Genomic DNA, 15,549 nt, shown 5'->3' with positions numbered 1-15,549 from the left:
TCATTCCTGCCTTGTGGTAATAATTAATCGGTTATTGGGTAAATGTATTTCGCGCATCTCTTTACTATCAGCCTTAATTTCATCTACAACAGGCACTGCATCATTTGTATCTGCATCCGATTTAGGCGCAACAGGATGACTTACTTCAGCTTCCACTAACGCATATTTTGAAATAGCGATAACAACACGTCGACTTCGTACATTATCTATCTTATTTTGTGTATCAAATACTGGATAATATGGACCATATGCTTCCATTGCCATTCGATGACCATCAACTCCCAGTGCATTTAATGCATGTAATACAGCAAAAGCCCGCAGCCCTGATAATTCCCAATTTGATAAATATATTTCATTGGAAATTGGTTCAGGGTCTGTATAGCCCCTAATTCTCAACATATTGTTAACTGGCATTAATACCTTGGCTAATCTTTCTAATTGCTGCTTAGCAGTATTCAATAAGGTGTGACTACCACCGACAAATAATAAATCCCCTCCCATTTCAATCGTTAGCCACTCTCCTTCTAAATCTAATTTTACTGACGCATTAGTCAAATCAGATAAAAGTGCATTTTCCAATTCGAGCTTTAATTCACTTAATTGGGCCCCTTTTTTTAGGTTATCGACATCTGAGAGCTGATCTTTAGCTTGTTTATCACCATTATCAGAAAGAATCGCAGGTCCTTTTTCTTCAATAATATTATTGCTCTGCTTGAGCAGTATTTGTTCCCGTTCCGGATTAAGCATTGTAGGGTTAATTAACTTACTAGCATTTTGGATACTTTGTATGACTTCTTTGTATTTTTCTTCTTTACTTATTGCCACCGCATAAAGTACAACAAACACAGCAAACATAAGCGTCATAAAATCGGCAAAGGAAATAGTCCAACGATTAAGATCATTTCCCGCATGTAGATTAGCCCGGGAACGGCCTTTTGCTCTCACTAAAATGAAGCTCGATTAATATAGGAATTTAAACGACGCTCGAGCAATAAACCATTATCACCATGTGCAATCGCAATTAACCCAACTAGTGTCATTTCCTTATAGATAGCAATATATTGATAATATAATCGGATTTTATTAGCGATAGGTAAATATATAAAGTTAGCAAAACCAACACCATATATCGTCGCAATAAAAGCAACGGCAATACCTTCCCCTAATTTATCTGGTTGATCTAAATAACTCATTGCTTCAATTAGTCCTAAAACAGCCCCTATTATGCCTATTGTTGGGCTGTATCCTCCCATGGACTCATAGAGCTGAGCACTGCGTTCATAGTGCTCACTTTCTAAATCAATATCTTGTTGTAATACATCTTGAAGAACAAGATGATCGCTGCCATCGACAAGCATTGCTAAACCTTTTTGCGTAAAGGGATCTTCAACTTCATCTTCAACTTCTTTTTCTAAACTCAGTAACCCCTGTTGTCGAGATTTCAAAGACCATGCTTGGATTTTTTTAGACTGAGCATCCAAAGAAACAACTGGAGTAATAAAAATATCATTTAAAAGAGCTAATGCATGACGAAATTGCTTGTTAGATGATTGGATCATAACTGCACCTAATGTGCCACCAAACACGATTAAAAATGCGGGTAAATCAAATAATCCAGAGACTGCGGCGCCATGATAAACCTGTGCAAATAGCAAGCAACAGATAATAACGACAAAACCAAAAAGACTCAGTTTATTCATATCTCAATTCAACTTTGATACGTTTTGCAACTTGATCCAAGGGAAGAGACTCCGTTGCTATCCCCGCTTTTGCAACTGCTTGTGGCATCCCATAAACGACACAACTTGCTTCATCTTGCGCCCAGATAACGGATCCTTTTTCTTTAAGCATACGGGCACCATCTCTGCCATCTGCCCCCATCCCCGTTAAAACAATAGCCAGCACTTTATTACCATATTGTTTAGATAAAGAAGCGAAAGTGATATCAACACTTGGCTTATAATTTAATTTCTCGTTTCCTTCATGAATACGTATCTTACTTCTCCCTGAACGCCCATCAATTAACATTTGTTTTCCACCAGGCGCAAGATATGCACAACCAGGCTGTAGCATATCGCCATCACTCGCCTCTTTTACGTTAATTTTGCATATTCCATTAAGACGCTCAGCAAATGCTTTGGTAAAAGTACCTGGCATATGTTGAATAAGCAAAATGGGCATCTTAAAATTAGCAGGTAAAGCTGTTAAGACTGTTTGTAAAGCAACGGGGCCACCAGTCGATGTACCGATGGCAAGAATATCGTATGTTTTACCCGATGCAACAAACCGCTTCTGTGGGATAGCTTGAGCTGGCTCAGTATTCTCTGTTCGACTTGAATTAGTTGACGATGAATTTATTCTAGCCGCATTACTACTTTTCAATTTTTGTAACGCGGATAATGGCGGTGTATTAAGAGAACGTGATGGTGTAGAAACATCTCTCACCGGAGATGTTCTTACCACTCTAGCAGGTCGTCGACTCGCAATCGCTTTAATGCGTTGTTGCAAGAGCGCGATAGCATCATCTTTGTTACGTGCAATATCTTCAAATTTTTTCGGTAAAAAATCAGCAGCACCAGCTTCTAATGCATCTAATGTTGCACTAGCACCTTGGTGAGTTAATGACGAAAACATTAAAATAGGTAATGGATTCGTTTCCATTATTTTTTTCACCGCTGTAATACCATCCATCACTGGCATTTCAACATCCATAGTCACAACATCGGGCCTTAATTTATTAACCATTTCAATTGCTTCTACCCCATTATTAGCTGTTCCAATTACTTCTAATGAGGGGGATTGGTTAATAATATCGCTGACCCTGCGGCGAAAAAAACTCGAATCATCAACAACTAATACTTTAACGGTCATTCTGAATCCTATTTTACACGTAATGCTTTAGTAAACTTGGCAAATCAAGGATTAATGCAATACCACCATCACTGGTAATCGTTGCTCCCGCCATACCAGGCGTACCCGTTAATAACTTGTCTAAAGGTTTGATAACCACTTCTTCTTGTCCTAATAAAGCATCAACGACAAAAGCGACCTGTTTGACACCTAATTGTACAATAACGATATGCCCCACCCCTTTTCTCTTTTCAACAGGTGCCGCATCTTTCGCCAACCAATCACGAAGATAAAATAATGGAATAGCATGTTCACGGATAACAATCGTTAACTGCCCATCAACATAATTGGTTTTGGAGAGATCTAAATGGAAAATTTCATTAACATTAGTCAACGGCAATGCAAAGGTTTGTTCTTCAACGACAATCATTAAAGTGGGTAGTATAGCCAAGGTCAATGGAACCGTTATTTCCAAACGCGTCCCTTTGCCTAATTCCGAGTCAATTGAAATAGTACCGTTTAGCTTACTGATACCGGTTTTTACAACATCCATACCAACACCACGGCCGGAAATATCAGAAATTTCAACCTTAGTTGAAAAACCAGGAGCAAAAATTAATGAATAGGCTTCTTTGTCTGACATCCGATCCGCACCATCTTGATCTAAGATACCTTTGCTCATCGCAATGCCTTTTAATTTTTGCGCATCCATCCCGGCACCATCATCTTCGATAACAAGCAAGATATGATCACCTTCTTGAGACGCAGAAAGTAATATACAACCTTGCTTCTCCTTGCCATTTTGCATACGAATATTTGGCATTTCTATACCATGGTCAACCGAATTTCTCACTAAATGCACTAATGGATCGGCAAGTGCTTCCACTAAATTTTTATCAAGATCTGTTTCTTCACCAACTAAATCTAATCGAATATCTTTACCTAGTGTCCGCGCTAAGTCCCTAACAACACGAGGAAACTTACCAAATACTTTTTTAATCGGTTGCATACGAGTCTTCATTACCGACCCTTGCAGATCACCGGTCACAATATCAAGATTTGCAACCGCACGCGATATTTCTTCATCTTCAGAATTGGTTTCCAAACTCACTAAACGATTACGCACTAGCACTAGCTCACCAACCATATTCATCAATTCATCGAGAATAGCAGTATCGACACGCACTGTAGGTTCAGCTTTCGCAACGGGCGCTTTTTTTGCTGTTTGTGGTGCTGCGGCAGGCGTTACTGGTTTTTCTTTTTTAACCGCAGGAATAGGTTCTGGTTTTTTAACCACTGGCTCTGATTGAACTTCTTTTATTACCGGTTTAGAAGCTTTAGGGGGCTCATCGACAATTGTCTGTACACTTTTTCCGACACCATGTAATTCATCAAGTAATGACTCAAATTCATCATCGGTAATTTCATCGCCACTTGCTGCTGGTTTACTTTCAGCGGTCACCGGAGTAGGCTGACCAGTATGCGCCCCCTTACCATGTAACTCATCAAGTAATGACTCAAATTCATCATCATTCATTTCATCACTGCTAGCGACACTCTCATTGGGCGTTATTTTAGAAGGACCACTCGCACCATGAAGTTCGTCGAGTAGTGATTCAAATTCATCTTCACTAATTTCTGCATTTTCAACACTTGCAGCGGAAGCTGCGACTGTCGAACCTGATTCTGAATGTAACTCATCTAATAATGCGTCAAATTCATTTTGTGTCATTTCATCTATTGAGCTGTCTCCACTTGAAGCCGGCTCTTCTTCTACAACAACCTCTTCAACAATAGGCTCAGGCTGCACTTCATCTTCTGACTCAGGCTTACTTAATCGGTGTAGTTGCTCAAGTACTTCAGGTGGTGCAGCCTCTACTTCATCACCAGATTGAACCGCTTCAAATTGTGTATTAATAACATCTAAAGCCCCTAAAATAGTGTCCATTAAACCAGCATTAACACTGCGATTATTCTGGCGTAAACAGTCAAACACATTCTCAGCACCGTGACACGTTTCAACCAATTCAGTGAGTGATAAAAACCCAGCACCGCCTTTAACGGTATGGAAACCACGGAAAATGGCATTGAGTAACTCTGTATCGTTAGGGTTATTTTCTAAATCAACTAGTTGTTCAGATAGTAATTCTAAAATTTCTCCAGCTTCAACTAAAAAGTCCTGCAGGATCTCATCATCTACTTCAAATGTCATTTTCCATTCCCCTAAAACCCTAAACTTGAAAGCAAATCATCTACATCATCTTGACCATTAACAACATCATCACGCTCTTCAGCATGCATAATGGGTCCTTCGGCTTCAATTGATTGCTTCACATTATTTTTATCATCGCTTATTTTTTCTTCTAGATTTCCGTCATGACATACCGTCAAAATTCCCACCAATTTCGATTCAATTTCTTGAACCAATGAAATCACTCGACGAATCATCTGTCCGGTTAAATCCTGAAAGTCCTGTGCCATTAAAATATCAGTCAGCGATGTCCTTAATGTTAAGGCACTTTTGTTTGACTCTAGCAGCATGTTATCGAGTTGATGACAAAGCTCTTTAAATTCATTTAATGGTAAATCTCTTCCCATTAATTTTTGCCAATTAGGCATAACGGATTCAAGATCTGCAATTAATTTATCTGCAACAGGTAAACATGTATCGACCGCATCCATAGTTTTATTAGCAGCATTATCGGTCATTTCGATCACATAATTGAGACGATCCTTTGCATCCGGTAAATCATGCCCGGTCATATCAATTAAGCGAGTATCACTTTGAAAACTTACCAATGCATCATGTAGCTCACGCGTTAACTCACCAACTTGAGAAAACATACCGTTATCTTCATTATTTTTTATGTTGCTAGCACTTTCTATAATTTCATTTGCAGCATTGACTTCATTGTTTTCTAAATGAGTGACCAACGCTTTAGCTTCTGAAAGAGATAGTAGTGGCACTAATTCATTTGCCATTTATCTCTCCTTGTTAAGCTAGACGTTCGAAAACTTTATCTAATTTCTCTTTTAATGTTCCCGCTGTAAAAGGCTTAACAATGTATCCATTAACACCAGCTTGAGCAGCTTCAATGATTTGATCACGTTTTGCTTCTGCAGTTACCATTAATACAGGTAAATGCTTTAATTCAGGGTCTTTACGGATCTCTTTTAGTAGATCTATTCCTTGCATGATTGGCATATTCCAATCAGTTACAACGAATTCAAAGTCACCTTCTTTAAGCATCGGTAATGCAGTATTGCCATCATCCGCTTCAAAAGTATTAGTGAAACCAAGATCACGTAATAAGTTTTTAATAATTCTTCTCATTGTTGAAAAATCATCAACAATCAAAATTTTCATATTTCTATCCAAAACAATCCCCTAATAAAATTTTAATTTATTTACTTTCAATAAATTTAGTTATAAATAAATAAACAAACAACAAAAAAGACAAGCTTATTAACGTAACTATGACTCATCTCTTTTTTATCCAAAAAATTCATCTCAAATCTTTACTGACTAGCAAAAATTACAGCCGAGTATTAAGCAGCCTGAGCCTTTGCTTTTAATCGATGTAATGCCTGGCTATGAATTTGACTCACACGTGATTCACTCACTTCAAGCACTAAACCAATCTCTTTTAAGTTTAATTCTTCATCATAATACAACGATAAAACAAGTGCTTCTCGTTCAGGAAGCTGCTTGATCATACTGACAAGTTTATCTGAAAACTGCGCCTCACTCACTTCATGAAAAATACAATCCTGTGGTGCAGAATCAGTATTCATTGCATCCTCTGAGCCATTAAGATCTTCATAAGCAACAAGTTTGGCACAGTTTACATCTCTTAGCATTTGCTGATATTCAAGCAAGCCAACACCTAATTGATCCGCTATTTCGGCTTCTTTAGCATCACGCCCTGTCATTTTTTCAACTTCAGAAATAGCCATAGCAATACTACGACTATTTTTATGAACAGAACGAGGTACCCAATCACCGCGACGCATTTCATCTAACATTGCACCACGAATACGAATACCCGCAAAGGTTTCAAAACTCGCCCCTTTGCTACTATCAAAATTCCTTGCTGCTTCTAATAACCCAATCATTCCAGATTGAATTAAATCATCAACCAACACACTAGCTGGTAATCGAGCAAGTAAATGATACGCTATTTTATTCACTAACTGAGTATGACGCTCAATCAGATCAGCGGTATTATTATAATAACCTTGCGCTTTTATCACTTATAGCAACTCTCTTATCTCATCAGTATCGTTTAACAATAATTTTTCAATAAAAAATTCTAAATGGCCACCCGGTTGATGAGGTATTGGCCAATCGCAGGCTCTATTCGCTAATGCTTTAAATGCCAATGAAGCCGGTGTTTTTGGAAACGCATCAACAACAAGCCGTTGTTTTTTAACTGCCTGGCGAACATTGGCATCAAATGGAATACACGCAACTAACTCTAAAGATGCATCTAAAAAGCGATCTGTAACTCGTGTCAGCTTAGTAAATAAATCCTGCCCTTCTCGTAAACTTCGCACCATATTCGCCACGATTTTAAAGCGATAAACGCCATTTTGCTTACTGAGAATTTTTATTAATGCGTAAGCATCGGTAATCGACGTTGGTTCATCACAAACAACCATTAAGACGTCTTGCGCGGCCTGTGCAAAACTCACGACCATATTTGAGATACCAGCAGCAGTATCAATAAGCAACATATCAATGGGAGTCTGTAAGGAGCTAAACGCCTGAATTAACCCTGCATGTTCAACGTCCGTTAATTCAACCATCGACTGAGTCCCCGAAGTTGCAGGAACAATCATAATGCCTTCAGGTCCTTCAACAATGACTTCATCCAAAGTACATTCACCGGTTAACACATGTGATAAATTTTTAGTAACTCGAAGCCCTAATAATACATCGACATTAGCTAGCCCTAAATCGGCATCAAGCACTAGCACTCTCTTACCTAATTGAGCAAGCGAAACAGCCATATTGAGGGTGACATTAGTTTTCCCAACCCCACCTTTACCACCAGTGATCGCTACAACTTTCACGCGGTTGTTTTTATATCTTCTTAAGCCACTTGCTTGATCTGAAATCATCATATTACTCATTATCTAAAATTATTAATTTAATGTAACTAAAGCTCATTCATTATCAAAGCTACTAAACCATTGGTGCTGTTGTTCAAATAATTTACTCATTATATTCAACGTGCTACCAATTATATTATCTGTATTTGCTATTTCGATATCCTCCGGAACACGTTGTCCGGTGGTAACATAAGTAATAGGCAAAGCATGTTGCATAGTGACACTAAGTACTTCACCCAATCCAATACTTTCATCTACCTTTGTTAAGATGCAACCTGAAAGTGCAATTCTTTTAAAGTGCTCTAACGCCTCTTCAATCACTCGACGTTGCGAAGTCGATGAAATAACCAAATAACTTTGAATATTAACTCGACTATTGCGCATTAGTGTATCTAATTGTTCTGATAATCGAACATCACGCTGTCCCATACCTGCGGTATCAATAAGTACTAAACGTTTTTCTCTAAATTGATACAATATTTCCGATAGCTCATCTGCATCTTTCGCAACACGCACACTACAGCCCATAATTTTTCCGTAGGTGGCTAATTGTTCATGTGCACCAATTCGATAAGTATCGGTAGTAATTAAAGCAACCTGATCTGCACCATATTTCATTGCAAATTGTGCAGCAAGTTTTGCAATTGTTGTCGTTTTACCAACCCCAGTTGGACCAAGTAATGCAATAGCGCCACCCTGTAATAGAATATCATTATTACCAATAAAAACTTTATCTTGTAATAAGGTTTGAATGTATTCTTGCACTTCAGCAGATGATGCATCCTCAGGAATATAACCGGCTAATTGATCGGCCATATCATCGGAAAAACCAGCAGAACTTAACCATTTGATTACCATTGCTCTAACCGGCTCTTTCCGCTCCATTTCTTGCCACATCAATCCAGACACTTGATGCTCTAATAATTTACGTAACGAGGCAACTTCTGCACTAATTTGAGCTATTTCTTTATTGCTCGTATTTTTGGTCGAGCTACTGCTGCGGCGATTATTAGTTAACGGTTGTTGTCGCCCATTTTCATGTGACCAATGTTGTTGTTCGCTTAATGTCTTTGGTTGGTTAAAACCACCATCTAACTTATTTTGCTGATTGGTTAAAGGAGAGAAACGGTCTTCGTTATTGTTTTTGTTAAACTCACTCGGTTTATTATTCTGTTTTGCTTGTTGAGCATTTACTTTACCAAAAAATGAATTGAGTGATTTAGCAAAATCTTCACCGCTTTCTTTAAAACCAGGACGGTTACTTTTTTGTGCTTTAATTGGAGCTTTTGTTTTTTGTTTAGTATCGGTAGAAAGCTGGACGTTATCATCGGCTAGCCCAGCAAATAAATCATCACTTTGTTGTTTTTTCTGAGACTCTGCTTTTTCACCTTGGTAATCAACAGCTGCAACTATTTCAATGCCGCCTACCACTTTTTTATTAGACATGATCACAGCGTCAGGGCCAAGTACATCCTTAACCTCGGTCATCGCAGTACGCATATCTTTTGCAAAAAAACGTTTAATTTTCATTTATTACAACCAATTACTGCCCTATTGAGCTAATTATTTTAATTTGCTTATCATCAGGTATTTCCTGATATGAAAGTACGTGTAAGCTTGGAATTGTATGTTTTACAAATTTTGCTAAGGTACTACGCAACACACCTGATGTGAGTAATACAGAAGCTTGTCCTTGTAACTCTTGTTGTTGTGACGCTTCCACCAACGACGCCTGAATTCTTTCCGCTAATCCAGGTTCAATACCTGCACCATCATTTCCTCCAGCCTGCATAGATTTATGCAATATCTGTTCCAACTCACTAGAAAGAGTAATAACAGGTAATTCAGGATCATTTCCTACAATTTCTTGAACAATCATACGTTTTAATGCAATTCGACACGCTGCGGTTAATACTTCGGGGTCCTGACTGCGAGGTCCGTAATCAACTAATGTTTGAACAATAGTACGAATATCTCTAACTGCAACATTTTCATTTAATAAACCTTGTAAAACTTTAACAACACAGCTTAATGAAAGTATCTCTGGTACTACCCCCTCAACTAATTTAGGGTGTCTCTTGGCTAATAAATCAAGCAAACTTTGTGCTTCTTCGTGCCCCAAAAGTTGCGCTGCATTATTACTCAATATTTGACTTAAATGGGTTGCCACAACCGTCGCCGTATCGACAACGGTATAGCCTAATGCTTGTGCTTGCTCACGCTGCACCTCATCAATCCACACTGCTTCTAAGCCAAATGCGGGGTCGATACCCGTCACCCCTTCAATGGGGCCAAAAACTTGCCCTGGATTAATCGCCATTTCTTTATCGTGATATATATCAGCATGACCACACCCCACTCCCATTAATGAGATACTGTAATGATTTGGTGGTAGATCTAAATTATCCCGAATATGTACCGCTGGCACTAAAAAGCCCATTTCTTGAGAAAGTTTCTTACGCACACCTTTAATACGATCTAATAATTCACCGCCTTGGCTTTTATCTACTAAAGGAATTAATCGGTACCCAACCTCAAGGCCAATAGTATCGACACTACGAACATCATCCCAGCCTAATTCTTTTGCCTCTGATGGCTCAGCCGTTGCCTCGGCTTCTTGCGCTTGTAATTCAGTAGATGATTTAGCCTGTTGACGACTTAATTGCCAATATGCACCACCGGCAGAAATCCCCCCGAGTGTCAAAAAAGCGATATGAGGCATGCCAGGTACAATGCCCATAATCAAAAGTAATACAGATGTGATCATCAATGCTTTAGGGTTGTCAAACATTTGACCCAGCATTCGTCCGCCCATATCCGCTTCTGTATTTTCTCGCGTTACGGTAATTGCTGCTGCGATCGATAATAGTAATGAAGGTATTTGCGCGACCAAACCATCACCAATCGTTAATAGAGTATAAATTTTGGCCGCTTCAGCTAAGGAAAGATCGTATTGCATCATACCGATGATAAAGCCGCCAATAATGTTAATGAACAGAATCATTATGCCGGCAATTGCATCACCCTTTACAAATTTACTGGCACCATCCATAGAACCATAGAAGTCAGCTTCCATAGTGACTTCTTCTCGACGTGTACGGGCTTGCTCTTGATCAATCAAACCAGCATTTAAATCGGCATCAATCGCCATTTGTTTACCTGGCATTGCATCCAAAGTAAAGCGAGCACTAACTTCTGAGATACGACCCGCACCTTTAGTTACAACAACAAAGTTTATGATCATTAGAATAAGGAAAACAATTAACCCAACGGCTAAATTACCACCAATAACAACCGAGCCAAAAGCTTCAATTACATTACCAGCAGCTGAACCACCTTGATGACCTTCAAGTAAAACAATTCGCGTTGACGCAACATTAAGCGCTAAACGTAATAACGTAGCGATTAAAAGAACACTAGGAAAAGCAGCAAAATCTAAGGGTTTTTTAGTGTAAACAGAAACTAATAACACCACTAAAGCCAACGCAATATTAAAGGTAAACAGCATATCTAACAGCACCGTCGGCATAGGTAAAATAACCATGCCTAATGCAGCTAAAACAAGAACAGGAGTACCTAACCCTGAACCCAGTTTTGATTTGTTTTGCCAGATTGAGTTAAATAGTGTTTTGATATGAATAACCTATGTCAATTTGATAAGTATGCTAATAATTAATGATGCCATAAAAATTTAGGGGTGCCTATATTAACTATAAGGATAGTAGTGCCATCGACACTATTTTGTAATTATTTTCCTAAACATTTATTTATTATGACTATTTATTAATCATTGTACTGAAATCCTTCAGGAATATTTAAATCATCAGGCAGAGTTTTAGGGCGACTTGAACGCCCCTTACGAAACTGTTCCAATTGATAAATATAGGCGAGAACCTGTGCGACCGAAGCAAATAATTCTTCAGGAATTTCTCCATCTATTTCGGTAGTATGATAAATAGCACGGCATAATGGCGGTGACTGCATCACTGGCACTTCATATTCACGTGCAACCTCTCGAATTTTGAGCGCCATAAAATCGACACCTTTTGCAACAACATAGGGGGCTCGATTACCATTCTGCTCATATTTTAGGGCAACGGAGTAGTGAGTTGGGTTCGTTACGATAACGTCAGCATCTGGGACATCGCCCATCATTTTACGTTGAGAAGCCTCGTATTGCAGTTGTCTTATTCGTTGCTTAACTTCGGGTTTCCCCTCGGAATTCCTAAATTCATCTTTGACTTCTTGTTTGGTCATTTTCAATTCTTGTGAATGTTTATGAATTTGATATGGCACATCAACGGCAACAATAACTAGCAATGAACAACATAAGAAAATAAACATCCAAGTGATCATATCTAACGCTTCAAATACACTACCCGGTAAAGGCGTGACGGATAATTTTAATATGTGATCAAAAGTAGCACCAAATATCCACCAAGCAACACCGACGACAACAAGAACTTTTAATATCGATTTCAATAATTCAACCCAAGCCTGCATTCCAAGCATACGCTTCAATCCAGCAGCAGGACTTAACCGACTCCATTTGGGCATCATCGCCTTAGTACTAAATAATACCCCGCCTAATAAGGAGCTACCAAGAATCGAAATAACAAATAACATCAGTAAGATAGTAAACATAGGCATGCCTAAACCACTCACACTGCGAGAAAGGTCTAACCACATTTGTTCAGGATTAAAAATAGAAGCACGTTCAAAGGTAAAAGAAGCTTTCATTAACAAAGATAATTCATAGGCCAATCTATCGCCAAAAACTAAAAATGAAAAAGCAGCAGAAATTAAAACAGAGGCAGTCGCCAATTCCTTAGACCGAGCAACCTGGCCTTTTTCTTTGGACTTTTTAAGCCGTTCGGGGGTGGCTTCTTCGGAACGCTCTGTTCCATTTTCATTTTCAGCCATCGTTCAGACTCCTAAAATCAAAATACGCTAGGGGTTCTCACACACATTATTTAATATTTCACACATCATATTGATACCGCGCATCCATTGATTTTCAAAATGAGTAGGTACATTAATTAACGTTAACCATAGCACAAACAAGCCAAACACCATGCTCACCGAAAAACCTAAACTGAATATATTTAACTGCGGTGCAGCCTTTGTCATTATACCAAAGGACAAATTAACCAATAACATTGCTACCATTGATGCGACTGAAAAAGCAAGAGCCGCACTAAACATAATCGAAAACCAGCTCGCTAATTGATGATAATCAGCCGCTAATAAACCATTCATCGAAACAGGTAATGTTTCAAAACTACGAATAATCATTTCAATCATTAGTAAATGACCATCGAATGTTAAGAATAATAATGTCACTAATAGCACATAAAACTGACCGACAACGGGAGATGACTGGCCATTACTGGGATCCGCCATGGATGCAAACCCTAAGCTTGTTTGCATTGCAATAATTTGTCCTGCAACAACAAATGTTTGTACAACAAAGACTGAAATACTACCAATCGCAATACCAATCAAAATTTGCTGTAAAAGCACAAGCACACCAGCAAAAGAAAATAATTCAATGTTGACGGGGGCAGCAGGAATAACAGGTAATACAGCAAAGGTAATAGATAGGGCATAAAAAAGGCGGATTCGAGTTGGTGTGGTTCTCGAACCAACCACCACCATCACCATTAACATGGCCGCGATACGAGCAAAGGCCCATAAATAAGTCGCCAATAAATTAAGGATTAAATCCGCAGAGAAAACCATTAGCCAACTACTTGTGGGATTTGGTCAATCATGCTGATGAAAAACTCCATCAATTTATTCATTCCCCAATGAGCGCCAAACGCTAAAGCGACTAATGTCATAATTAAACGAGGTAAAAAGCTTAGTGTTTGCTCATTAATCGATGTCGCGGCTTGAAATACTGCGACCACTAAACCAATTAATAGACTCGGCACAATTACGGCTGAAACCAAAATAACCACCAGCCATAATGCTTGTTGGAAAATACTTACAAAGACTTCAGGCTCCATTGGAACTCCTATAAGCCAAAACTATTAGCTAAGCTACCCATAATAAGGTTCCAGCCATCAACCAAAACAAATAGCATTAACTTAAAGGGTAAAGAAATAATCATGGGTGATAACATCATCATCCCCATTGCCATAAGGATACTTGCGACCACCAAATCGATAATTAGAAAAGGAATAAAAATCATAAACCCAATTTGAAACGCAGTTTTTAATTCACTTGTTACAAATGCCGGAATAAGCACTCGAAATGGCACCTCTTCCGGTGTATCAACCTGAACATCGGCAATCTCAGTAAACATTTGTAAATCTTTTAAGCGTGTCTGAGAAAGCATAAATTCCATCATCGGAACCTTGGCATTTTCAAACGCGGTTGTAATAGTCATTTCTTCATTTAAATAAGGCTGTAAAGCCGTTTCGTTGATCCGGTCAAAGACTGGCGCCATAATAAAAAACGTTAAAAACAAAGCGATTCCGTTAACCACCTGATTCGAGGGAGTTTGTTGTAGCCCCATTGCCTGACGGAGAATAGACATTACCACTACAATACGTGTAAATGACGTCATCAAAATTAACATTGCAGGTAAAAAACTTAGCGCCGTCATAAACGCCAAAACCTGTAGTGTCACACTATACTCTTGTTCACCACCTGAATTAGTTGTAACCGTTACAGCCGACAACGCGCCCGTTTGAGCCAACAATGATGGAGAGAAAAACAATAATATAAGTGCAATAAAAGACAGTATTTTAGTCATCGGATTTCTTACTTATTTTAGATAATAATGTCGAAAAAGGCGTATCAACGTGCTTTATTTCAGGAGTATCATCGACGGTTATAGATTTATCTAATTTATCAAGTAATGTCACATTTTGCTCCGTAACACCTAATAAATATTGCTGTCCATTTACCTCAATCATTTGCACTCTTGATTTGGTAGTCAAGGGTTGCGTCGCAATGATTTTTATCTGACTTTTGCCACGCGCACTTTTAAGTAAGTTCGTTTGCTTCATTAAAAAAGCAAAAATAAAAATACACACGATCACCAAAAGCAATGATCCAAGCATACTAGTTATCGCAAGGTCAGGCGGCCCACCAGCCTTATCTTCCGCTGCAAATGCATGGATAGGAACAATAATGGATAGCGCAATAGATAAGCGTCTCATTTTAATTTTTTAATCCGTTCAGTTTGACTAATAACATCGGTTAAACGGATACCAAACTTATCATTGACCACAACCACTTCACCGTGCGCAATTAATGTTCCGTTAACTAACACATCTAGCGGCTCACCGGCAACGCGATCCAATTCCACAACAGAACCTTGGTTTAATTGTAATAAATTACGAATATTAATTTTGCTACGTCCAACTTCCATCGAAATAGTAACCGGAATATCTAAAATACTATCCAAACGCGCATGTTCTTCATCGGACAAAGGTTCAGATGTATCTTTAAGCTCATCTAATTCAACATTATTCGCTTTTCCTTCACCTTCCGACTCTTCAAGCGCCGCAGCCCATTCGTCGGCCATATCCTGTTCATTACTCATATTGCTTTCCTATCTTATAATTAACA

At 38.7% G+C, this 15,549-nt stretch carries 16 protein-coding genes; all 16 read right to left on the bottom strand.

From position 1 onward, the window contains the following. Positions 1-945: a flagellar motor protein MotB gene (locus tag ACR30L_RS05650; protein WP_435237060.1), complete on the bottom strand. Its 945-nt coding sequence runs from the start codon at positions 943-945 to the stop codon at positions 1-3. After that, a complete protein-coding gene (locus ACR30L_RS05645; RefSeq protein ID WP_435237059.1) occupies positions 945-1,700 on the bottom strand; it encodes a flagellar motor protein in 756 nt (251 codons plus the stop codon). The genes ACR30L_RS05650 and ACR30L_RS05645 overlap by 1 nt, the downstream gene beginning before the upstream one ends. Further along, positions 1,693-2,871, bottom strand: a complete 1,179-nt coding sequence (locus ACR30L_RS05640) for a protein-glutamate methylesterase/protein-glutamine glutaminase (protein ID WP_435237058.1) — start codon at positions 2,869-2,871, stop codon at positions 1,693-1,695. Before ACR30L_RS05640 ends, ACR30L_RS05645 begins: the two co-directional genes overlap by 8 nt. 13 nt (positions 2,872-2,884) lie before the next feature. Then, positions 2,885-5,062 (bottom strand): chemotaxis protein CheA, encoded by a 2,178-nt coding sequence (locus ACR30L_RS05635; protein ID WP_435237057.1) that lies wholly within the window; start codon positions 5,060-5,062, stop codon positions 2,885-2,887. An 11-nt stretch (positions 5,063-5,073) separates the two neighbouring features. Beyond that, positions 5,074-5,832: a protein phosphatase CheZ gene (locus ACR30L_RS05630; protein ID WP_435237056.1), complete on the bottom strand. Its 759-nt coding sequence runs from the start codon at positions 5,830-5,832 to the stop codon at positions 5,074-5,076. Positions 5,833-5,845: 13 nt separating this feature from the next. After that, positions 5,846-6,229, bottom strand: coding sequence for a chemotaxis response regulator CheY (cheY, locus tag ACR30L_RS05625; RefSeq protein WP_435237055.1), 384 nt, complete (start codon positions 6,227-6,229; stop codon positions 5,846-5,848). Between the two features lie 170 nt (positions 6,230-6,399). Further along, positions 6,400-7,104: an RNA polymerase sigma factor FliA gene (locus tag ACR30L_RS05620; RefSeq protein WP_435237054.1), complete on the bottom strand. Its 705-nt coding sequence runs from the start codon at positions 7,102-7,104 to the stop codon at positions 6,400-6,402. Beyond that, positions 7,105-7,974 carry a MinD/ParA family protein gene (locus tag ACR30L_RS05615; protein ID WP_435237873.1) on the bottom strand — a complete coding sequence of 290 codons (870 nt, stop codon included), beginning with the start codon at positions 7,972-7,974 and terminating at the stop codon, positions 7,105-7,107. A gap of 45 nt (positions 7,975-8,019) precedes the next feature. Continuing rightward, positions 8,020-9,495 carry a flagellar biosynthesis protein FlhF gene (gene flhF, locus ACR30L_RS05610; protein ID WP_435237053.1) on the bottom strand — a complete coding sequence of 492 codons (1,476 nt, stop codon included), beginning with the start codon at positions 9,493-9,495 and terminating at the stop codon, positions 8,020-8,022. 13 nt (positions 9,496-9,508) lie between these two features. Beyond that, on the bottom strand, positions 9,509-11,605 hold the full coding sequence (gene flhA, locus ACR30L_RS05605) for a flagellar biosynthesis protein FlhA (protein WP_435237872.1): 2,097 nt from the start codon (positions 11,603-11,605) through the stop codon (positions 9,509-9,511). A 143-nt stretch (positions 11,606-11,748) separates the two neighbouring features. After that, entirely contained in the window at positions 11,749-12,888 is a 1,140-nt protein-coding gene (flhB, locus tag ACR30L_RS05600) for a flagellar biosynthesis protein FlhB (protein WP_435237052.1), read from the bottom strand. A gap of 27 nt (positions 12,889-12,915) precedes the next feature. Then, on the bottom strand, positions 12,916-13,707 hold the full coding sequence (gene fliR / locus ACR30L_RS05595; protein WP_435237051.1) for a flagellar biosynthetic protein FliR: 792 nt from the start codon (positions 13,705-13,707) through the stop codon (positions 12,916-12,918). Continuing rightward, positions 13,707-13,976, bottom strand: coding sequence for a flagellar biosynthesis protein FliQ (fliQ, locus tag ACR30L_RS05590; protein WP_435237050.1), 270 nt, complete (start codon positions 13,974-13,976; stop codon positions 13,707-13,709). Before fliQ ends, fliR begins: the two co-directional genes overlap by 1 nt. 8 nt (positions 13,977-13,984) lie before the next feature. Next, a complete protein-coding gene (gene fliP / locus ACR30L_RS05585) occupies positions 13,985-14,728 on the bottom strand; it encodes a flagellar type III secretion system pore protein FliP (protein WP_435237049.1) in 744 nt (247 codons plus the stop codon). Further along, positions 14,721-15,137: a flagellar biosynthetic protein FliO gene (gene fliO, locus ACR30L_RS05580; RefSeq protein WP_435237048.1), complete on the bottom strand. Its 417-nt coding sequence runs from the start codon at positions 15,135-15,137 to the stop codon at positions 14,721-14,723. Before fliO ends, fliP begins: the two co-directional genes overlap by 8 nt. Further along, positions 15,134-15,523, bottom strand: a complete 390-nt coding sequence (fliN, locus tag ACR30L_RS05575; protein WP_435237047.1) for a flagellar motor switch protein FliN — start codon at positions 15,521-15,523, stop codon at positions 15,134-15,136. The genes fliO and fliN overlap by 4 nt, the downstream gene beginning before the upstream one ends. Positions 15,524-15,549 lie beyond the last annotated feature (26 nt).

The organism is Psychromonas saccharinae (assembly GCF_051201515.1).
GTDB lineage: Bacteria > Pseudomonadota > Gammaproteobacteria > Enterobacterales > Psychromonadaceae > Psychromonas.
Note: the sequence above shows the minus strand (reverse complement) of the source record. Positions and strands in the feature narration are given on the sequence as shown.